Origin of the sequence: Neobacillus muris (assembly GCF_943193175.1) — a bacterium.
Taxonomy (GTDB): Bacteria; Bacillota; Bacilli; order Bacillales; family Cytobacillaceae; genus Neobacillus; species Neobacillus muris.
The window spans coordinates 1-21,741 of record NZ_CALPDF010000044.1 but is presented as its reverse complement, the minus strand read 5'-3'; the positions used below and the strand labels follow the sequence as shown (position 1 = coordinate 21,741).

Annotated in this window: 16 protein-coding genes and 10 tRNA genes; 2 read left to right on the top strand and 24 right to left on the bottom strand. The window is 43.5% G+C overall.

What is annotated here, in order from left to right; all coding sequences use genetic code 11:
- Positions 1-82: 82 nt before the first annotated feature.
- On the bottom strand, positions 83-1,531 hold the full coding sequence (cls, locus tag NFS43_RS20455) for a cardiolipin synthase (RefSeq protein ID WP_251554646.1): 1,449 nt from the start codon (positions 1,529-1,531) through the stop codon (positions 83-85).
- Between the two features lie 250 nt (positions 1,532-1,781).
- On the opposite strand from cls, the gene NFS43_RS20450 reads away from it, so the two are divergent.
- A complete protein-coding gene (locus NFS43_RS20450) occupies positions 1,782-2,078 on the top strand; it encodes a hypothetical protein (protein WP_251554644.1) in 297 nt (98 codons plus the stop codon).
- Between the two features lie 218 nt (positions 2,079-2,296).
- On the opposite strand, the gene NFS43_RS20445 is transcribed toward NFS43_RS20450, so the two are convergent.
- The 4 genes from NFS43_RS20445 to NFS43_RS20430 all read right to left on the bottom strand — a co-directional run bounded on the left by NFS43_RS20445 (position 2,297) and on the right by NFS43_RS20430 (position 6,863).
- Positions 2,297-3,757 (bottom strand): FAD-linked oxidase C-terminal domain-containing protein, encoded by a 1,461-nt coding sequence (locus NFS43_RS20445; protein WP_251554643.1) that lies wholly within the window; start codon positions 3,755-3,757, stop codon positions 2,297-2,299.
- Positions 3,744-5,108: a (Fe-S)-binding protein gene (locus tag NFS43_RS20440; RefSeq protein ID WP_251554642.1), complete on the bottom strand. Its 1,365-nt coding sequence runs from the start codon at positions 5,106-5,108 to the stop codon at positions 3,744-3,746. Before NFS43_RS20440 ends, NFS43_RS20445 begins: the two co-directional genes overlap by 14 nt.
- A gap of 1 nt (position 5,109) precedes the next feature.
- Positions 5,110-6,438: an FAD-binding oxidoreductase gene (locus NFS43_RS20435; RefSeq protein ID WP_251554641.1), complete on the bottom strand. Its 1,329-nt coding sequence runs from the start codon at positions 6,436-6,438 to the stop codon at positions 5,110-5,112.
- Between the two features lie 329 nt (positions 6,439-6,767).
- Positions 6,768-6,863: a putative holin-like toxin gene (locus tag NFS43_RS20430; RefSeq protein ID WP_235714641.1), complete on the bottom strand. Its 96-nt coding sequence runs from the start codon at positions 6,861-6,863 to the stop codon at positions 6,768-6,770.
- Between the two features lie 217 nt (positions 6,864-7,080).
- On the opposite strand from NFS43_RS20430, the gene NFS43_RS20425 reads away from it, so the two are divergent.
- Positions 7,081-7,818 carry a hypothetical protein gene (locus NFS43_RS20425; protein WP_251554640.1) on the top strand — a complete coding sequence of 246 codons (738 nt, stop codon included), beginning with the start codon at positions 7,081-7,083 and terminating at the stop codon, positions 7,816-7,818.
- 39 nt (positions 7,819-7,857) lie between these two features.
- On the opposite strand, the gene NFS43_RS20420 is transcribed toward NFS43_RS20425, so the two are convergent.
- The 19 genes from NFS43_RS20420 to NFS43_RS20330 form a co-directional block, all read right to left on the bottom strand.
- On the bottom strand, positions 7,858-8,586 hold the full coding sequence (locus tag NFS43_RS20420; RefSeq protein WP_251554639.1) for a CBS domain-containing protein: 729 nt from the start codon (positions 8,584-8,586) through the stop codon (positions 7,858-7,860).
- A 248-nt stretch (positions 8,587-8,834) separates the two neighbouring features.
- Positions 8,835-10,295, bottom strand: a complete 1,461-nt coding sequence (gene dacB, locus NFS43_RS20415) for a D-alanyl-D-alanine carboxypeptidase/D-alanyl-D-alanine endopeptidase (RefSeq protein WP_251554638.1) — start codon at positions 10,293-10,295, stop codon at positions 8,835-8,837.
- 93 nt (positions 10,296-10,388) lie between these two features.
- A complete protein-coding gene (gene dacB, locus NFS43_RS20410) occupies positions 10,389-11,798 on the bottom strand; it encodes a D-alanyl-D-alanine carboxypeptidase/D-alanyl-D-alanine endopeptidase (protein ID WP_251554637.1) in 1,410 nt (469 codons plus the stop codon).
- Positions 11,799-11,990: 192 nt separating this feature from the next.
- Positions 11,991-14,573 (bottom strand): DEAD/DEAH box helicase, encoded by a 2,583-nt coding sequence (locus NFS43_RS20405; RefSeq protein WP_251554636.1) that lies wholly within the window; start codon positions 14,571-14,573, stop codon positions 11,991-11,993.
- A 393-nt stretch (positions 14,574-14,966) separates the two neighbouring features.
- Positions 14,967-15,158, bottom strand: coding sequence for a YbxH family protein (locus NFS43_RS20400; RefSeq protein ID WP_251554635.1), 192 nt, complete (start codon positions 15,156-15,158; stop codon positions 14,967-14,969).
- A gap of 130 nt (positions 15,159-15,288) precedes the next feature.
- Positions 15,289-17,958, bottom strand: coding sequence for a pyruvate, phosphate dikinase (ppdK, locus tag NFS43_RS20395; RefSeq protein ID WP_251554633.1), 2,670 nt, complete (start codon positions 17,956-17,958; stop codon positions 15,289-15,291).
- A gap of 5 nt (positions 17,959-17,963) precedes the next feature.
- Positions 17,964-18,776, bottom strand: coding sequence for a pyruvate, water dikinase regulatory protein (locus tag NFS43_RS20390; RefSeq protein WP_251554632.1), 813 nt, complete (start codon positions 18,774-18,776; stop codon positions 17,964-17,966).
- A 14-nt stretch (positions 18,777-18,790) separates the two neighbouring features.
- Positions 18,791-19,435 (bottom strand): transcriptional regulator CcpN, encoded by a 645-nt coding sequence (gene ccpN / locus NFS43_RS20385; RefSeq protein WP_277613985.1) that lies wholly within the window; start codon positions 19,433-19,435, stop codon positions 18,791-18,793.
- Between the two features lie 168 nt (positions 19,436-19,603).
- Positions 19,604-20,413 carry a bifunctional DNA-formamidopyrimidine glycosylase/DNA-(apurinic or apyrimidinic site) lyase gene (gene mutM / locus NFS43_RS20380; RefSeq protein ID WP_251554630.1) on the bottom strand — a complete coding sequence of 270 codons (810 nt, stop codon included), beginning with the start codon at positions 20,411-20,413 and terminating at the stop codon, positions 19,604-19,606.
- Between the two features lie 225 nt (positions 20,414-20,638).
- Positions 20,639-20,712: transfer RNA gene (locus tag NFS43_RS20375), tRNA-Ile, on the bottom strand.
- A gap of 23 nt (positions 20,713-20,735) precedes the next feature.
- Positions 20,736-20,809 (bottom strand) — tRNA-Trp (locus NFS43_RS20370).
- A gap of 8 nt (positions 20,810-20,817) precedes the next feature.
- A tRNA-Tyr gene (locus NFS43_RS20365) sits at positions 20,818-20,899 on the bottom strand.
- Between the two features lie 7 nt (positions 20,900-20,906).
- A tRNA-Ser gene (locus tag NFS43_RS20360) sits at positions 20,907-20,999 on the bottom strand.
- A gap of 27 nt (positions 21,000-21,026) precedes the next feature.
- A tRNA-Met gene (locus NFS43_RS20355) sits at positions 21,027-21,103 on the bottom strand.
- A gap of 16 nt (positions 21,104-21,119) precedes the next feature.
- A tRNA-Ala gene (locus NFS43_RS20350) sits at positions 21,120-21,192 on the bottom strand.
- Positions 21,193-21,197: 5 nt separating this feature from the next.
- A tRNA-Pro gene (locus tag NFS43_RS20345) sits at positions 21,198-21,271 on the bottom strand.
- 9 nt (positions 21,272-21,280) lie between these two features.
- Positions 21,281-21,366 (bottom strand) — tRNA-Leu (locus tag NFS43_RS20340).
- Positions 21,367-21,375: 9 nt separating this feature from the next.
- Positions 21,376-21,447: transfer RNA gene (locus NFS43_RS20335), tRNA-Gly, on the bottom strand.
- An 11-nt stretch (positions 21,448-21,458) separates the two neighbouring features.
- Positions 21,459-21,542: transfer RNA gene (locus NFS43_RS20330), tRNA-Leu, on the bottom strand.
- Between the last annotated feature and the right edge of the window lie 199 nt (positions 21,543-21,741).

Genomic DNA, 21,741 nt, shown 5'->3' with positions numbered 1-21,741 from the left:
GTAATTTTTTCCTTCTTGATTTTTAAAAAATAGCAGCTTCCCAACAAAGAGGAAAGCTGCTTACTTATTTATTTGTGTTCAATTATAAAATAGGGGAAACAAGCCTGGAAATCGATTCCTTAAATCGAATCCATAATGGGCGTCTTTGATATTCCTCTAATGTCAGAAGTTGGCAATCATTACAGTCCTCTATAAAAATGTTCGCCAGTTTTTCCGCTAATGTTTGATCGTAGAGAAAGGCATTTACTTCAAAATTGAGTTTAAAGCTTCTCACGTCAATATTTGCTGTCCCAACAGAGGCAATTTCCTTATCCACCACAATTGTTTTTGCATGGATAAATCCCTTTTTATATATGTACACATGTGCTCCAGTCTCCAGCAGCCTGCCAATATGGGACATCGTTGCCCAATAAACAAAGGGATGGTCTGGTTTGTCAGGAATCATAATGTTAACTTCTACTCCTGATAAACAGGCAATTCTAAGAGCGTCCAAAAGACTGGCATCCGGAATAAAATAAGGGGTTTGAATATAGACATTTTTTTTAGCCGTCAAAATCATTTTTATATAGCCGTTTTTGATCTGTTCTAAGTCGGAATCGGGCCCGCTTGTGACAATCTGGATTCCCACATTTCCATGGGGAACGTCTTTGGGAAACAAATTCGGCACATAGCTGATATCATATTTCCGTGATGCCTGATTCCAGTCAAGAATGAATCGTGTTTGCAGGGCATCAACCGCTTTCCCTTGGATTCTTAAATGCGTATCCCGCCAATAGCCAAATCTCTCATTCAAACCAAGGTACTCATCGCCCACATTAAAACCCCCTACGTAGCCGATTTTTCCATCAATAATGACTAACTTCCGATGGTTGCGAAAATTCATCCTCAAATTAATAAATCTTAATTTGGAAGGAAAAAAGACTTCAACTTGACCGCCAGCAGCACGGAAGTTTTTAAATAACCGTTTTGGCAGACTTCTTGAACCGAGCTCATCATATAGGACACGGACCTGAATGCCTGCTTCTGCTTTTTTTGTTAACAGCTCAATTAACTTTTTTCCAAGCCGGTCATTTTTAATGATGTAGTACTGCAAATGAATATACTCATTGGCCGCTTCGATATCCTTAAACAATTGTTCAAACTTTAATCTTCCATCTATAAATAAATCAACTGCGTTATCTTCTGATAAGTAGGCTTGGTTATTCATTAATTGCATATAAATTAAATCGCGGTTGTTCCTTGAGGCGGGGTTTCGAAATTGGAATTGGTTTGAATGGATTTCGGCAAGCTGTGTACTGACTACTTTCTCAAATCCTGTTTTCTTGAGGTCCTCCCACTGAAATAGGTGCCTCCTACTAAGGTTTTGGCCGAACAGGAGATATAAAATAAAGCCTAGTATCGGAATAAAGAACAGGACTAGCAGCCAGGCCCAGGTAGTTCCTGCATCCCTTCTTTCCAAAAATAGGACGATAGTGGCAAAAATTAAATTTAAGATAAAGATTATGCCAAGTAATATAGTTGTTAAATGCATATGTTTTCCTCTCAGATCATTCGTAATACCAATAGTATATGTTGATTTATTTTTTTAGGAAAGCTTTTGGTATTAAAATTAATTACATCTTTTATTAGCCAATAAGATGCTTAGTAGGCAATTTTTCCGAACATAGGCGATTGTCCGATACAAAAATGGAGTAAATACGTAAATTAGTAAAAGAGGAGTTGGTAAAGATACGTGAAATCAATAGTCAGTCTCCCTTTTTATTATGAAGGAGGTGCAATCCATGACAGAAAACAATAGGCCCCTTGAGAATATGGAAAGTTCATCAGATGAAAAGATGCATGGCAGCTTTTGGGATATGGTCGTTTTAGGAACAGGCATGACTGCTGCCGGAATGATTGATGAGTCGAGCAGTTCTGAATCAAGCAGTTCGGAGTCATCTAGTCATGATCAAGAGCAATTCCCGAATGAACTCATTTGTACTGATTGGCACACGAATGATGAAGGCGGCTACAAAACCCAAAGCTGCTGGAACGATGGAAATATGTGGGTTTACAGGAAGAAAAAGACGCATAGATAATGCTGTACTGGGAAAGGAATTTCCTTTCCCTCTTCTTTTTGTCCTATACCTAAAACCTATTTCCCTGTTGCCTTCTTTTTCTCTTTCCCGGTCATTTGGAGCTCTCCCTATTTACCTTGGCACATCCTTTTTAGCAATTTTCTTATAGACTGATTAGGTAAAATAGAGCCCATATAAGGGGCTCAAAAAACATTATTTACTCAGCAAAATATAATCATCTACCTTGCAGTCTCCGCTTTCTTCAGTTCCTGCTTCATCTCCGAACAACGACTCGGGGTTGGGAACAGCTTGCCGGCATTTAACAGCCGTTCTGGATTGAAAACATCCCGAATATCGGTTTGCGCTTTTATTTCATCATCAGTAAAGACAAAGCGCATTTCTTCCATCTTTTCAATCCCTACCCCATGTTCACCGGTAATCGATCCGCCCGCATCCGCACAAGCCTTTAAACAAGCACTGCCCGCCTGGATCGCTTTTTCCGTTTCTCCCGGCACTCTCGAATCAAACAGAACCAACGGATGAAGATTCCCATCCCCAGCATGAAAAATGTTCGCAATCCGCAATCCTGATTCTTCACTTATTTGATGAATCCGCTCTAATACTTCAGGCAGCTTGCTCCTGGGGATGACACCGTCTTGTACTAAGTAATCGGGAGAGATCGCCCCCATCGCCCCAAAACCGGTCTTGCGGTTAGCCCACCAGCGTGCCCGTTCTGCTTCATCCTTTGCCACTTTTACCTCACGAACATGACTTTTTTTGCAAACATCCAAAATCATCTGAATCTGCTCGTCAATCCCTGCAGCAATCCCATCCACCTCGATCAATAAAACAGCGGCAATATCTTTTGGATGGCCGACCGGGAAAGCCGCCGCTTCCACTCCCTCAATAGCCACCTTATCCATCATTTCAAGGGCAGCGGGGACAATCCCGGAGGAAATAATGTCTGAAACCGCCTGGCTTCCATCTTGAACCCGGTCAAAGTAGGCCAACACAGTTTGCCTTGCCTGAGGACTTTTTAAAATTCGCACCGTTATCTTGGTAACAATCCCCAAGGTTCCTTCCGAACCAGTCAACAAACCGAGCAGATCATACCCAGGAAAATCAGGAATGCCATTTGGTGCAATTTCAATGACATCGCCATTTGGCAGGACGACCTCTAGGCCCAATATATGGTTGGTCGTTACCCCATATTTTAAACAATGGGCTCCGCCGGCATTTTCTGCCACATTTCCCCCAATTGTACAGGCGTACTGACTCGAGGGATCTGGAGCGTAGTAATAGCCTCTTTCAGAAACCGAATTGGTCAGCTTCAGATTGACAAAGCCAGGCTCAACGACCGCGCGGCGATTTTCTAAATCCACTTCCAATAGCCGTTTCATCCGCACCATACTGATGATGACTTCGCGATTTAATGGAACAGCTCCGCCGCTTAGTCCTGTTCCGGCTCCACGGGCCAAAAATGGAAGCTCATTTTCTGAGCAATATTGAACAATCATCGATACCTCTTCCGTGTTTTTTGGAAAAACAACCGCCCGAGGCAAATGCCTCTCAATCGTGAACCCGTCACAATCATAAGCCACTAGGTCTTCGTGTTTGTATAATATGGAGTTCGGTCCGGACACTAGTTTTGCCAGGTTAAAAATATGAGGATCCCTAGATTCCCAGTTATTTCGTCCCATCAGACTTCCCTCCCTGTCGGTCTTCCTTTTGATAAGCCCAATCGAGCAGCTGTACTGTATGCACTACCCTTTGGTTCCTTCCGTACTTCTGGACACCGGCTGCCATTTGCAGCATACAGCCCGGGTTGCCCATTGAAATCATCTCAACGTCCTCTGGCACATTCGCCATTTTGCTTTCCAATACCGCCGAAGCCATCTCGGGATGGGTCAAGTTATAAATTCCAGCACTGCCGCAGCACCGGTCAGCATTAGCCATATGCACCATTTCGACTCCTGGAATGTGCAAAAGCAAGTCACGCGGCTCATCGCGAATGCCCTGCCCATGTGCAAGATGGCAAGCATCATGATAGGTTATCCTTGTTTTTAATTCGGCCTTGGGAATCTCATAACCAGTGTCATGAAGATATTTTGAGATATCCTCGACCTTTGCAGAAAATTCTTGTGCCCGCACATACCATTCCGGTTCTTCATGGAATAATTCCGGATATTCCTTCAGCATACAGCCGCAGCCGGCAGCATTGACAATGACCTTATCTGTCCTTTCAAATGCTTCAATATTTTGTTTGGCCAGCTTCCGTCCCATTTCCCGGTCCCCGGCATGAACATGCAGGGCTCCGCAGCAGGTTTGTTTTTTAGGAATCAACACATCATTTCCATTTCGTGTTAATACATTTATCGTTGCCTCATTGACATCGCTGAACATGACATCCATAATGCAGCCTGTCAGCATGGCCACTTGATGCTGAGTATTCCCTTTTGCCTTAATGATGTTGACATTCTTGTATTTCTTTCGAACCGAAGATTTGATCTTGGGCATAATCGCTTCCATTTCAACTAAATGCTCTGGCATCATATGAATCAGACCGGTTTTCCTGACCACTTTTTGCAGACCGATTTTTTGATAAAATTTCAATAGACCTCCCGCTGCCTCTAAGCGTTTGTGATGGGGAAATAAGGTTTCTAGAAAAAACTTGCTGGTCAGCGCTTTCCATCCTGTCAGCGGCAGCGCCTGCCTGACTTGTCCTCTAGCTTCCTCAATCAAACCTCCGACATCGACGTTTGCCGGGCAAGCAGTGGTACAGGCCCGGCAATCCAAGCATTGGAATACAGGGTCGGCAAACGCTTCATTGACCTTCAGCTTACCTTCAGCGACCGATTTGATCAGGTGAACGCGGCCCCGCGGTGAATGCTGCTCCTGCCCTAATTGCTCATACGTTGGACAAGCTTCCAAGCATAAGCCGCAGTGAACACAATCCGCCCATTTATATTCTTTAGGCGGGTCGCTCCATAAGTAATTTCCTAAACCCGAATTGGCACAAGGCAGGTTTAGGTCCGGTTCAGGCAGCCCCATCTTATATCCCTCCTACAAAACGTTTTGGATTCAGTATCCGTTTCGGGTCGATTTTTGACTTTATGCCCTCAAACAGGAAAAAATAAGCGGTTTTTTTCCCCCACACATCGATTTGCTGGCGAAGGTCAAACGGCAAATGGGTCACCACAGCATTTCCACCGAATGCTTCCGCGATTGCCCTCAAGGCTTTTATCGCCGATACCACGTCATCGCCCGCTCCTGTCAGATAGACACGAACAATGCCGTGCCCTAGACCGCCATGAGACTCTGCCAGGAGATGATGGGTATCTTGGAGCAATTGGGTTTGTTTTATAACCTTAATGACATCTAAGTTTTTTACGCCCAATTTTACTGAAGCCCTGATTCCCTGCTCCATCGCGTCTTCAACGCCGCTTGGCGGCAAATTTGCTACGGCACTCCAGAATTCTTGTGCATCTTTGGATTCTTTAACGGTTACAATGGATTTAATCGGTTTTAGACTTTCAACCAATTCAACCTGATACTTGACAGCGCTTTCCACATCTTCAAAGCTGACGGCAAGCGTATAACAAGAACGCCCAGTTAATTTCTCTGCTAAAGCAGGGCTAAACAGTTCGAGTGAAATGGGTTCCATGATTGTATCAAGGAGGCGGACAGTAAAGGCATAAACTTCTTCGAGACTGCCATCTGGGAAGGTGATGAATACAAGATTCTCATATTTCTGCAAGGGTCTTAGTTTGAAGGTAATTTCTGAGATGACGCCAAGGGTTCCCATTGACCCGATAAACAATTTATTAAAATCATATCCTGCTACATTCTTGACCGTTTTTCCTCCAGTACGGATCACCGTACCATCAGGGTAAACGACCCGCATACCGATCACTGCATCACGAGCAGAGCCGTAACCCAGCCGTTTAGGACCGCTGTCATTGGCGGCAACTACTCCGCCGATGGTGGCATATTTCGGGGTATATGGATCAAGCGGAATTTTTTGATTGCATCCTTCCAAAAAATCCTGAACCTCTTTAAAGGGGGTCCCGGCTTTGATCGTTAAGGTCATATCTCCGATTGTATGTTCGACAACCCCTTTAAAGTTTGCCATCGACAGCAAAATATCAGCTGACTCCTCTTCTGATCCCCCGAAACCTCTTTTTGTGCCGCCGCCAATAACAGCCACCTTTTTCACATTGTCATTGGCAAATTTAAGGACGCCAGCAATTTCGGCTTCGGTTTGTGGATAAACGGCAACCATCCCATTATTTCCTAATGGATGTTTACTCATGATTCCACTGTCAATCTGAATTTCTGGATTAACAGTGCTTAGCCTGGAAATCAGTTCATCTGTAACCATTATTCCTCTCCCTTGCTTGATATTTTTTACAATTTTCTGAATACAATTCAGCTAATAAAACGGCAGACTGTAGAAAACTGCCGTTAGGAAGAAAAATCTGTTATAATACACTTTAGTATCATTTTATAAAAGTACTCAATGCTATGCAAGATAAACCCGCATAACGATTCCTTTACTTCCCTTTATTCTCTATATATAATTAACTTATAAGCACCATATACTAAAAAGAACCCCGGCTGGCGGGCCGGAGGCTCTTGTACAGCAACTGCAAAGTGCAGCGGCACAGAGGGAGAAATAATCCACCCAACTTGGCTCAAGAGCGGGGTGGGTTATTTCTTTTTATGAGAAATAACAACTGCAATAACCGCTACGACTAAACTTCCAAAACCAATCATCAGACTGATTCCTTCGTAGACAGTCAGCATCAGGCGTCACCCCCTTTCTAAAAAGGAGTGCCGCCGCCACCCAGCTATTTTGCTGTACCCTTTTATTATAAAGCCCTAGTAAATGATTGTCTAACATTCAATGGAAACTGCTTCCAGAACATATTCAAGCAATAATAGGATTAGCACCTCCATAAAACATAATAATTGAATGGTTGGAAATAATAACCTCGATTACGATTGAAAGGATGAGGTACGGATGTCATTAGAGTGGTTTGACCGTGTGTGCGGGGAGTTACAAGATCACTTGGAGTCCATATGTGAAGAATATGACCAAATTGGCCATATGACCATTGAACGGGCTGCCAAGCATCCAAGAATCGAGTTTTTTGTAGAGACAGCAGATGAAGAGACAGAAGAACTGGGACGGGACTATTTTTGCACCCTATTCTTTGACCCGGACAACGAAGAGTTTTATATTGATTCCTTTGACGTTGATCGGGGCAATTCAGTCAAAATCATCCTTTCAGACATTGAGGACATCATTGAGGAAGTCCATGAAAGTCTTCATGATTACATAAATGGTGAGGACCAATTTAGCTCTGACGGGGCCTATCTCGATTCAGATGATGAGGGTGATAGGGAATTATTAGAATATGGCAACGAGCTAGCCGGCGAGGACGATGAGGAATATTATGAGGCGGAACAGGATAACCGTGATGAGATATTTGAGGAAATTGATATCGAATGGTCTACTCCTGAAGTAACGGCGTTTAAGCATAAGGATGAGGTGGAAATTACTTATCAATTCGGCATTGTGGAGGAGACAGGAGATGGTGTCCTTAAGCGGGTCAATCGTGTTTGGACCACGGAGGATGAATTAATAAAGGATGAATCACATTTCATTTTCAGCAAGGAAGAAGCAAGCACGATTATTGCGATGATTGCCAGCCACATGGACCAATTAAGTGAATTCGATTTTGATAACCAGCCATAACGCAAACGAAGGAGCATACTCATATGAATGCTCCTTCTCTTAATAAAGCTGATAATCTATTTCGATCAGGTCCCATGGAGTAATAATCCCTAATGGCTTTTCGTCCCATTTTCCGGTTTCTGTGATGACGACGGCTTCAAGCTTCTTCTTGCTCTTATGGGATTCTTCAAAAATAGTTTCCACTTCAAAGATATTAACCTCTTTTGAAACAAACTGAATGCGATGTTCTTTTTCAAACATCATAATATCTGAAACATGAGTATTGGTCAAATTCACTACCCCTGTCTCCATGTTGGCGGCCATCCATTTGACGACCGATCCGGCTGTTAAAAGCCCGGCACAACGGTTATTTTTATACACGGGAAACTTGGATAGCCCATGCTTCTTAATGGCAGCTGTTACCTTTAAAATACGATCACGGTAATCGAAAAAAACCACTTTCTTTGAAGCAATGGAAAGGGCATATTTAGGGCGGCTGAAAATATTTGCGATTTGTTCAATATGATGGACCACTTTTGCATTCGGTTCGGCGATATAGTAGCCAATTTCCATTTTTTCATGGACAATCGCATTCCGGAGTTTGGCATATTGTTCAAGGTCTTTCTTAAATGTTTCAATGATCTGGTACCTCTTTGCCCCCGTCTTCAGCAAGACGATGAATCTATCATCGTTTATTTGGACAATGTCCCTTAATGCATCATGCACCTGATTAAATGCCACCTCAAACCGTTCCGATAGTAATGGTCCCTGCTCATTTATTGTTTTCATGTTCCTCTCCACTTGCCTTCCGCACACTCTCTTTTATATCAGTTATAAATTATCTTTATAGTAAAATCAATATTGAAAATTTTCATAAAGAAGAGGACTCCACCCATTTCCTGGAGAATCCTGATCTCTTTTTGGTTTTAGGCCAGGTAGAATGTGTCTATGTTACCCTATTTCGATTTTTTCTCCTTTTCAGTCACGTAGAGCCTGCCCTCGAAATTTTCTTTCCTGCTTTTCAGTCAAGTGCAATCCTATTCCGCGATGATCCTGACAATTTGGTCTTCGATGTAGTTCTTCTTCTCATCATCCAGCAGATTATTTAACAAAATGGAAAAAATAACCGTTTGCCCGCTATTCGTCGTGACATAACCTGATAATGAACGTACCGTTGAAATCGTCCCGGTTTTGGCTTTCACCTTGCCTTGGACATCTGTCGTCTTCATCCGGCTGCGCAGCGTACCCCCGACCATTTTATCGCTCGCACCTGCAACAGGCAGAGAGTTGAGGTAAGCAGGAAACCATTTTGCACTTTGAATGGAAAACAGCAGCTGAGAAATTTGATTAGCCGGTACGAGGTCCACATGAGAAACACCTGAACCATCCCGAATCACCATTGAATGGGGATCCACCCCAAACTTCACCAGCTCCTCCTCCAATACTTCTATCCCTTTTTCCCAGCTCCCCTCCCCTTTGGCCACTTTTCCCATTTCCTTGATTAAGATTTCCGCATGGGTATTATTGCTTAATTTCATAAAAGGGACCAGCAGTTTGGACAAGGGCATAGACTGATGTGCCAGCATCAGCTGCGCCTCCGCCGGCACCATGCCCGTCTTGATTTTTCCGCTTACTTGGATGCCTTTTTCAGCCAATGATTGCTTAAAAAGGGTAAGGGCATACCGGGTAGGGTCCCAAACCCCGACCCATTCTTTAATAGAATTTGAACCAAGCGGCAGGGTTCCATCAATCACGATTGTATTTTTAGCATGCTCCCTCTCAATCTTTATTTTCTTTTTTCCTTTTTCATCAACCGTTTCGGTTCTATTAATTATTTTGACATAATTGGTTTTTGGGGTAATAGTTACCATGACCTTTTCACCCGATTTTGAACCTGGGCGCATTTTTATTTCCACTGCACCAGCATCATAATCCGTTGTTGGCGAAGCTGTCAAAGCGGATATTTGCGCACCATAATAGGTCGTTTCATCACTCCATGGCAAATCAAGGGAATAGCGGACATCATCATACCAAGTATCATCGCCCACTAAATTTCCCTTTACCTTTTTGATCCCCCGCTTTTTCAGGTCTTCCGCCATTTGATCAAAGTCAGACTTCATTAATGTCGGATCACCTTTTCCTTTAAGATAGAGGTCACCTCGGAGGATATTCGATTTGATCACCCCATCCCGATACACCTCGGTAGGAAAGGTATAAGCCTCTCCCAGCACATTAAGGGCTGCGGCAGCTGTTAACAACTTCATATTGGAGGCTGGGCGCAGACGGACATCGCCAAGGTGCTGGTAAATCACGCTGCCATCTGCGGCATTTCGTATACTTATCCCGGCAATCGCTCCCTGCAAATCAGGGGAAGCAGCTGCCAATTGATCGATTTTGCTTTCAAATGATCCCTCCTGAATAGCATGTCCAGAAGATGGCAGAACGGAAATACTTATAAACATAAAGAATATGAGTAAAAAAGAAACCATTTTTTTCATGAAGAAGTCTTCAGCCTTTCTTGGATTATATTTATCGCCATATTATTTTATATTCCCTTTAGGCTGAAAAAATCTCATGTTTACACCCGGAATTTAATAGGAGTCAACAATAAGCTGGACAATTTGGTCCTCGACTTCTTTACCCTTTTCTTCATCCAGCAGATTATTTAACATGATCGAAAAAATCAGTGTTTTTCCACTATTCGCCGTGACATAACCTGATAATGTGCTGACGGTCGTGATCGTCCCCGTTTTGGCTTTAACCTTTCCCTGCAAATTCTCCATACGGTTTCGAAGGGTGCCGCCTTCCATTTTTTCAGGCTCCCCAGCTGCCGGTAGTGAATGCAGATAGGAAGGAAACCATTCCGCTTTTTGAACATTAAAAAGCAGTCTGGAAATTTCATTGGCTGAAATCAGGTTAACATGGGAAACGCCTGACCCGTCCCTGATAACCAGTGTCTCCGTATTAACTCCAAATTTCCTAATCTCTTCCGTTAAAACCTCTAATCCTTTTTCCCAGCTGCCCTCCCCTTTAGCCACTTTTCCCATTTCCTTGATAAAAATTTCTGCGTGAGTGTTGTTGCTTAATTTCATAAATGGGACAAGCAGTTGAGATAATGGAATCGAATGGCGGGAGTATACCTTTACAGCTGTCTCAGGCACAATATCCGATTCCAGGCTCCCTGTCACTTCAATGCCGCGTTCTTCTAATGATCGTTTAAAAAGAGTCAGCGCGAATCGAGTTGGATCCCAAACCGCAATCCCTTCCTTCAGTTCCTCTGAACCTATTGGCAAGGTCCCTTTAATCAAAATTATATTCTCGGCATGGACCCGCTCAAAGTTAATTTCTGCTTCTCCCTGATCAACGGTTACCGCCTCATTCATGATTTGGACGAAATCGGTTTTAGGCGTGACCTCCACTTGGACTTGGTCTCCTGCATGCAATCCGGGAGTAAGCGTAATTTCGACGGCACCGGCATCATAATCCGGGGTTGGGGAGACTGTTAATGCAGAGACTTGCGCTCCATAATAGAACGTTTCATCTGTCCACGTCAGGTCTTGGGAATAACGGACACGATCATACCAGGAGTCATCGCCAATCAGGTTTCCTTCAATCTTATGAATACCTTGGCTGTGCAGTGCTTCCCCCATTTTGTCAAAATCTCCCTTTTGCAGAGTCGGGTCCCCTTTCCCTTTTAAAAAGAGATCGCCATTAAGGATATGATTTTGAATAGTTCCGCTGCGGTAGATTTCGGTGGAAAATGAATACCTCTCACCTAGTAGCTGAAGTGCTGCTGCGCCTGTAAACAGTTTCATATTGGATGCTGGACGAAGCCGGATATCACCCTGATGCTGGTAAATAATCTCTCCGTCTGCCACAGACCGAATACTAATCCCAGCAATCGCTCCCTGAAGACCAGCACAATTTTGAATGAAAGAATTCAACTGTTTTTCCAGGAAGGCTCTGTTCATTTCCTCATCTATATAACCAGAAGTTGTCATCGATTCATTTTCCAGCCTTTCGTTTTTCTCCAGTTTACCATGCGGGGCGTGACACGGAAAGGACATTATCAGTATAGTTCGAATCTTTCATTTTTTATTAATGAACCAACTGATTTAGCTAAAAAATGATCCTTCAACAAAAAACAGGGCTGGCTCTTTACTTCTGAGACAGCCCCATATTTTATTAGCCGCTTATTGTTCATTGAAATCGTCATACCAGTATTTTCGATATTTTGCCCTATAGCAGGCGTCACAAGTGGGAAACGGATGATCCCATGGCAGCTTCTTCCCGCAGTTTCTGCATTTTTTCACAAACTTCCTGATATCGGTTCCTAACCGTTCCTGGACTTTGTCACTCATTTCGAGACGCAGCCGTTCCCAATACATGGCTTCCGTCCGTTCTCCCAATCGATACAAAAATAATAAATGAAGGCCGATCGCCTTATAGCTGAGCTCCAGTTCCTCCAGACTGCCCTCTTTTACAACGGGCTCTGGCAGCTCACTTCCCTGGACAATGGCATACATGGATGACTCCCATTGGTTCATCAATGCTGGTTCGTTTTGGGAGAATGGCAGATGCAAAAAGCCATATAAATCCGTTAAGGAGAGCCTTGCTTCGATTTCTGTCCCGGCAATTCTTTCATATAGCTGTTTTTCCTCAAAAAGAGAGGCTTTTTTTGTCCCTTTAGGGCTTTCGAATTTTCCCCATAGCTGAAAGAATGTCCCTAAATCATGATAATATCTTTGAAACCGTTCGAATACTCCATTGGTAGGTGCGATCGCAAATGTGTGGACCGGCCTGTCTTCCTGAAGCAGCAAATTTCGCATTTTTTTTATATCACTTGTGAAAGCAACCTTTCCGACATCGTATATCCCTTTTCTGCCGGCCCGGCCTGCAATCTGTTTCACTTCTTGGGAGGTTAACAGCCGCCTTCTGGTACCGTCAAACTTTTCATTTTCCAAAAAAACAATCCGCCGTATTGGCAGGTTAAGACCCATGCCAATCGCATCCGTGGCGACAATGACTTTGGTCTTGCCTCCATTAAACGCCTCAATTTGCTTTTTCCGTGTTTCAGGGGGCATGCTGCCATAAATCATGCTGACAGAGTGGCCATCATTTTGCAGTCTAGAGGCCATCTCCAAAACCCTTCTTCTGGAAAAACAAATTAGAGCATCTCCCTTTTTCACATGCTTAATATGAAATTCCTTGTTCTCCACTTCTAGCGGGGTTTCCCGATTATACTCATTTATCAAGATTTCAGAATCTCCCAGAAGATCAAGCAGCATCGGTTTTGCGTTGCGGCTGCCGATAATATGGACCTCCTCGGCATTCGCTTTGGTAATCGCCTTGTACCAGGAAAAGCCGCGGTCCTTATCGGTTATCATTTGGGCCTCATCAATGACAACCACCTGATAGCATTCCTTTTCATGAAACATTTCGACCGTGCAAGATATATGGTTTGCATCAGGAATGATTTTTTCCTCTTCTCCTGTTTTTAATGAGCATGGCGTTCCTTCAGCATTTAGCTTGTCATACACCTCTAGAGCAAGCAATCTTAAGGGCGCGAGATACAACCCGCTGTCGGCCTGCTTCATTCTTTCGAGAGCATGATGGGTTTTTCCGGTATTGGTGTCCCCTATGTGCAGAACATAACGGACCTGGCCTTTGAGTGAAGGGTCATACTCTTTTCCAAAGATGTCCCGCATCATCCGCTCTTCTTCTTCTTTTCTCCTTTGGATTTCTGCCAATTCTTCCGCTTGTCTTCTCTCCTGCTCTTTTATATCGTTTTCTAATATTTGCTTATGCGCCTCCAGGTCAAATGGAATGTCTGCCAGCCTTAACAGATCCGCAAGATACTCATCTTGAAGGTCCTCAAAGTAATATCCTGACACGTCATAGATTAAATCATAAATTGTGCCTCTAATATAGGGAGCGGTCAATGGCTCTTGACTCGTTTTGAAAAATTCCTCTTTCAACTCATTTGGGAGATTCTCTATGATTTTTTCAGGAATGAGCTCCGAAATGTAATCGGAGATTAAGCTTTCATAAACAAAAAAATACGTTTCATATTCATAGTAGCTTCTGCCCCAATCAAGGGTTGATTGGATTTCCCCGGTGAGTTCTTTAAAAAATTGCCCCACCGTCCGATATGCTTCTGGATGAAAGCGGCCTTCACCGGCCAAATTCTCCTCTAAGGCAGAAGGATCAATCGATTGAAACTTAATATTGTTTTTAAAATCAGAAGCTAACTGTTTGGCCGCAAAATAACGGATATACAAATAAAAAAACTGATAGTGGTCCTCCATTATACGAATCGCTGACTTGGTCAGTTTATCCTGAAGCGCCGACTTTTTCTCCTCCAACTCTTTCTGTTTTTCCCTGACAACATAAGCCTCTTTCGCCTTCTCGTAACGTTCTCTCCATTCCTCATCCTTGCCGGCTAATTGATCCGAAACCCAGGATTTGGCATCAAACGGTTGGTAGCTCCTCATCTCATCGCGAAACAGCTTGTTAATCAGCTTCCGGTCTACACCTTGGACTTCAAATCCTTTGTCGTTTAAAAATTGTTTTTTTTCGCTCTTTGGGACGTCATTGGTCGATTTGTTCAGCCAGACATTGACCCATATTTGTTCAAGATAGCTGCCTCTGTCTGACAAATATTGTGTAAAATCAGGCAATGTATCTTGTCTCTCCAGATAGCGGTCAATATCGTCATACACTTTCAATTTCGTATGTTCTACCGCCTGGGGGTAAATTGCTGTTAGTTTGCTCATCCCTTGCCCCTCCAGTTATTTTGACATTTTCATTTCTTTTTATCTTCATCTTATGTATAATGTTCGTATAGAAGCGCATATAGTAAAAAAGACCGAGCAGACATCATGCAAACCGCTCGGCTTTGCAATAGCTGACTTCCCATGTTTGGGGATCGGCGAATAGAGCAGAAATCCACCTTTTATGCTTGCCGGCTCAAGGGTGGATTATTTTTTTCGGTGAAACGACAGTACGGTGACAATGAGACTAGCGAACGAAATCGCAAACATTAATCCCTGATAGACTGTCAAACAGCATCACCTCCTTTCTGACAGGAGATGTGCCCCACCCTTGAAAAGTCTAATTCTACTGCATGTTACATTATAGCATTGATTAATGAATCGAACAAGTGTTCCTTACTGTTTGTTCTGCTCGCAATATTGGTCCACTAGTTCCTCAATTTGATCCAATTCAGGGAAATTCCCGGAAAACTCAAACTTGATCTCCTCAATAAACTTCTCTTCATTATAAACATGAATTGCTCCTTTTTGTTGAATAACACTATATTCCGGCACAAATCGGTATCCGTTTCGTTCAATAGCTCCCATTTTATTATTCCTCCTTTTAAATTTTTTTATAGTATAGGCAAAATTACAGAAGCTCATCCGATTGCAAAAAACCGAAGCCACACACGTAAAAAGGACGGTGCATCCCGGCACCGCCCTATATGAAACTTAGTCAGGCTGTTGTATATACTTCTTGTTTATTTTGCTGATGGCGGATGGTAGCCTGTGCCGCAGCCAAGCGTGCGAGCGGTACACGGTAAGGTGAGCAGCTGACATAATCTAATCCCGTTTTATAACAAAAATCAATCGAGCTCTTTTCTCCGCCATGTTCACCGCAGATTCCTGTTTTTAAGGAAGGCTTGGTCAAGCGGCCGAGCCTTACGCCAGTTTCAACCAGCTTTCCAACACCCTCTTGGTCTAACACAGCAAACGGATTTTCCGGGAGCACTTTATTTTCAATATATGATTGCAAAAATTTTCCCTCTGCATCATCCCGGCTATATCCGAAGGTAGTTTGCGTTAAATCATTGGTCCCAAACGAGAAAAAGTCAGCTGCCTCTGCAATTCTGTCAGCTGTAAGAGCCGCACGGGGGATTTCAATCATGGTGCCAATTGTATAATGGAAGGTTCTCCCTGTTTCTTCTTGCACTTGTAAAGCTGATTCGATCACCAGCTGGCGCATTTGTTTTAGTTCGTTCACATGCCCGACTAACGGAATCATGATTTCAGGCTGAACTTCCATCCCTTTTTCTGCTAATATGGCTGCTGCATAGAAAATAGCTTTTGCCTGCATCTCATAAATTTCCGGATAAGTCATACCCAGTCGGCAGCCTCGATGTCCGAGCATTGGATTAAATTCATCTAATTGACGGATCTTTTTTAATAACTGCTCCTTTTGCTTCAATTCTTCTGATTCTGGGTTCAAGATTTGCAGCTTTGTAACCTCCACTAATAGTTCCTCTTTATCAGGCAGGAATTCGTGCAGCGGAGGGTCTAATAATCGAATTGTAACGGGGTAGCCCTGCATCGCTTCAAAGATCCCCTCAAAATCTCCTTGCTGCATGGGTAAAAGCTGGGCAAGTGCTTCCATTCTTTCTGAGTCATTATCTGCCAAAATCATTTTTTGCACAATTGGGATCCGTTTCTGGTCCATAAACATGTGTTCTGTTCGGCATAAGCCAACCCCTTCAGCCCCGAATTCGAAAGCCTTCTTGGCATCCTCCGGATTATCTGCATTGGCACGTACGCCGATTTTTCGTTCTTGGTCTGCCCATTCCAGCAATAGCTGAAATTCTGGCGATAACTCCGGGTCAATCATGGAGATTTCCCCCAGCATAATTTCACCTGTCGAACCATCGACCGTAATGGTATCGAGGTAGTTAACCACTGTATCTCCAACAGTAAATTGTCCGGCTTTCAAATCGATTTTGATGGCTTCGCAGCCGCAAATACAAGCTTTCCCCATACCGCGCGCTACAACCGCAGCATGGCTGGTCATCCCGCCTCTGCTTGTTAAGACCGCTTGAGAAGCGACAATTCCATGAATATCATCAGGAGTCGTTTCTGGCCGGACTAGAATAACCTTTTTGCCCTCATTTCCTAACTGTTCAGCTTCGTCGGCGTTAAACACCACCTGGCCGGTAGCAGCTCCTGGAGACGCAGGCAGCCCCTTTGCCAATACTTTTCGTGCTGCCGAATCATCTATTCGCCGATGCAGCAATTGATTCAATTGATCCGGGTCGACATGAAGCAGTGCCGTCTTTCGGTCGATGATCCCCTCATTTACCATATCAACGGCAATCCGGATGGCAGCCTGTGCGGTCCGTTTGCCGTTTCGTGTTTGCAGGATATATAGCTTTCCCCGTTCCACCGTAAATTCGATGTCCTGCATTTCCTTGTAGTGCTGTTCCAAACGATGGCTGGTTTCTGCAAATTGCTGATAAACTTCCGGCATATCGTCCTTTAAGGCCGCAATTGGCTGTGGCGTGCGGATCCCTGCCACCACATCCTCCCCTTGGGCATTAATCAGGTACTCTCCATAAAGAGCTGGTTCCCCTGTCGATGGATTCCGTGTGAACGCCACACCGGTCCCGGAATCATTCCCCATGTTGCCAAATACCATACTCTGGATGTTTACTGCTGTTCCCAAATGATCAGGAATTTTATTCAAGCGGCGGTAAACCATCGCCCGCTGGTTGTTCCAAGAATCAAATACCGCATTTATTGCGAGAAACAGCTGTTTTTTTGGATCCTGAGGAAACTCCTTTCTTGTATGCTTTTTAACAATTTCTTTATAACCAACAATCACATCCTGCCAATCTGCCGCAGTCAATTCCGGATCGGAAACATATCCCCTTTGCTCCCGATATTCCTCCAATAGCTGCTCAAAATAAAAAGTATCTATATTGAGCACCACATTACTGAACATTTGGATAAACCGGCGATAAGAATCATAGGCAAACCGAGGATTGTTAGTTAATGCGGCTACCCCTTCGACCGTTTCGTCATTCATCCCAAGGTTTAAAATAGTATCCATCATCCCCGGCATCGAGAATACGGAGCCGGAGCGCACTGAAACGAGCAAAGGGTTTTCGGGACGGCCCAATTTTTTGCCCATTTTTTCCTCTAATCGGGTTAAAGCCTCCAGAGTCTGTTTTTCTACCAATTCAGGGATAGTTTTATTAGATTCATAGTAAGCATTACATGCCTGGGTCGTAATCGTAAAACCGTATGGAACTGGCAATCCAATCCGGGTCATTTCCGCTAAATTTGCGCCTTTCCCCCCCAACATCTCCCTCATATTTCCATTTCCTTCATGAAATAAATAAACATATTTCTCCATTTTGACTAACTCCTCTCCTTTTTTAGGATATCCAAAATCAAACCGGCCGTTTCTTCAATCGCTTTATTGGAAACGTCAATGATAGGACAGCCTACACGTTTCATGACTTTTTCTGCATAGTCCAACTCATCAAGAATTCGTTGGTAGCTGGCATAGTTGGCTTGTGAAGCTAATCCTAAAGCTCGTAATCTCTCTTTCCGAATTTCATTTAACTTATCTGGCGAGATGATTAACCCGATACAATTTTTCCTTGGCACCTGATATAACTCATCTGGCGGCGGCACTTCCGGCACCAGTGGGACATTCGCCACCTTAAAACGCTTATGTGCCAGATACATGGACAATGGGGTCTTGGAAGTTCGGGATACTCCGATTAACACAATTTCCGCCCTTAAAATTCCACGTGGGTCGCGCCCGTCGTCGTATTTAACAGCAAATTCAATCGCCTCAATTTTACGAAAATACTCTTCATCCAATTTCCGCATCAGTCCAGGCCGATGATGCGGCGCTTTATGAAACTTTGTCTCGAATGCATTCATCAACGGACTAAGCAAATCCACGGCGGTAATCCCTTCTTCGTCCGCTCTCCTGTCCAAATAATCCTTTAGATCAGGGATAACAATCGTATAGGCAATGATGGATTGGTCTCTTTTGGCCAATATCAGCATATCCTCGATATCTTCTGTATCTTCCACATAAGAGCTGCGGCGGATTTCCACCTGACCGCCATTAAACTGTGTTGCCACTGCCTTTACCACAAACTCAGCTGTTTCCCCAACTGAATCTGAAACAACATACACCACTTCTCTCTGAACCAACTGCAGCAACTCCCTTAGACTGTTTTGCCTTCCATGATTTCTACATATGCTCTTGTTATGGTTGTTTTGGTAATTCTCCCTAACAACGTATATGTATTTTTTTGATGGTCCACTTCTTTTACAACGGGCAAGGAATCAATATGATAATTCATCATTTTTTTTGCTGCCTCTAATAACGTTTCCTCAGGGAAAATAGTAATGATATTCGGCATTCTGGTCATAATGACACTGACAGGCAATTCTTGCAGATTCTTATTGCCAAGAGCCGCCCTAAGCAAATCCTTGCGTGAAATCACTCCAGCCAAATACCCTTTGGAATCAACTGTATACAAAGTGCCTACATCTTCTAAAAAAAGCTGAACAATTGCGTTGTATACGGAAGTGGAGTTTTCGACCACAATGGGATGCGCCTTAAAGTTTGCTACCTTCTGATGAATAAACTGCTCGGCCTGTTGCTTTAGTTCATACTTCTCATTGAAATAATAGCCAACTCTTGGCCTCGCTTCTAAATTCCCTGACATTGTTAAAATAGCAAGATCAGGCCTTAATGCAGCTCTGGACACGGAAAGTTTATCGGCAATTTCTTTTCCTGTAATCGGCCCATTTTGTTTTACTATTTGCAAAATTTCATCCTGACGTTTGCTTAGTTTAATTATCACCACCCCCTTAAACACAATAATTATGATTAATTCGTTGGTTTTACTGTAATTGTGATATACTTAATTTACATTTAGTATATACTATTTAAACAAAATCTGAAACTACTATTTTAAAAATTGATTTATTCATTCTAGACAAAAAAAAATCGCCAGAATTGGCGAGAATTTTTATTTTTGACAGTTCAGGCAGTAATACGTTTTTCGTGAGGAGATCATTTCCTTCACAATGACTGCTCCGCATCTTTGGCAAGTCTGGCCCTCCCGATCATAAACTTGACAATGCTTGTGGAACCCCCCTGTCTTTTTATCTTCTTTAAAGAAGGGATTTTCCATGTAACCGCCTAACCTGATGCCTTCTGAAAGAACGGTTTTCATGGACTGATATAATTGGCTTTTTGCAGCATTATTGAGTTCATCAATATCTTTTATGGGCAGTATCTTGGCATGGAAGCAGATTTCTGCCGAATAGCAATTTCCGATGCCGGCAATGAAATCCTGATCAATCAAAGCTGTTTTTAATCGCCCATGCTTTGTCTTCAATCGATCCATAAACTCATTTTCGGAAAAGCTGGGATCCAATGGTTCTGGCCCTAGGTGTGAAAGTTTTTTTTCTGCATCTTGCGGTGTGTGAAGGTGCAGATACCCTAGCCTTAGTCCAATAAAATATAGATGCTCGTGTCCAAATGAAAGACGCACCTGAATTGTTCGTTTTGGCTTATCTGTTTCCTGGCCAAAATACATCCACCCTCCCAGCATCAGATGCAATAAAAGGACTTGGCCGTTTTGCAAGTGAAACAGCAAATGTTTGCCTCTTCGGCTGACATTTAATACTTTTTGATTGGAGACTGTTTTTTTAAATAAATTAGGGTTGACATTAATGGATTTGATACGGTTAACGTCAACAGCAGTAATGGTTTGTCCGGTGATTTTATTGTTTAAGTGGATTTTATAGTTTTCCATTTCTGGAAGTTCAGGCATTAGGAATCCTCCATTTTTTTCTTTAGGATTTCCTAATAGGGGCTAATTATGAGAAATTTTAATGGATGTTGCTGAAATATAGGAAGGATAATTTTAGCTTAAAAGACTGCCGGTGTAATACTGTCATGACGACAGAATTTACACTTTTTTCATTGTTTTGTCATCATGAATAAGTGTTTAGAAAAAAATTCCAAGCTATAGAAAAAGCTCGGAATTTTATAGTAGTGGGCCTAAATGGACTTGAACCATCGACCTCACGCTTATCAGGCGTGCGCTCTAACCAGCTGAGCTATAGGCCCAAATTCAATATTTAAAATATAAATGGCAGGGGCAGCAGGAATCGAACCCACACCAAAGGTTTTGGAGACCTTTGTTCTACCTTTAAACTATGCCCCTATAAATGATGGAGGGGGACGGATTCGAACCGCCGAACCCTGAGGGAGCGGATTTACAGTCCGCCGCGTTTAGCCACTTCGCTACCCCTCCCAATTAATGGCGGAGGAAGAGGGATTCGAACCCCCGCGTGGTTTAACCCACCTGTCGGTTTTCAAGACCGATCCCTTCAGCCAGACTTGGGTATTCCTCCAAAAAAAAAAAATAGCCTAATGCTAATTGGTAGCGGCGGAGGGGATCGAACCCCCGACCTTACGGGTATGAACCGTACGCTCTAGCCAGCTGAGCTACACCGCCAAAATAAAAGTCCAAATGGAGCCTAGCGGGATTGAACCGCTGACCTCTTGCTTGCGAAGCAAGCGCTCTCCCGGCTGATCTAAGACCCCAGCGATCGGGAAAACAGGATTTGAACCTGCGACCCCTACGTCCCGAACGTAGTGCTCTACCAAGCTGAGCTATTTCCCGGAAATAGGATGCCGAGGACCGGAATCGAACCGGTACGGTAGTCACCTACCGCAGGATTTTAAGTCCTGTGCGTCTGCCAGTTCCGCCACCCCGGCAAATATAAAAGCGGAAGACGGGATTCGAACCCGCGACCCCCACCTTGGCAAGGTGGTGTTCTACCACTGAACTACTTCCGCATATTGCTTGATGCGGGTGAAGGGACTTGAACCCATACGGTATTACTACCACTAGAACCTGAATCTAGCGCGTCTGCCGATTCCGCCACACCCGCATATTTATAAAATGCTTATAATGTTTGAAGGCATCATTCCCTCAAAACTGGATATTCCAGAAGAAACTTTTGCAAACTCGAGTTCACTTTTACATAGACTTGGCTAGCTGCGGCTCCTAACTTCTGTCGAAGTTGAACAGTCGCCTCTGCTTTTCGTTTTGGTTAAGTCCTCGATCGATTAGTATCAGTCAGCTCCACA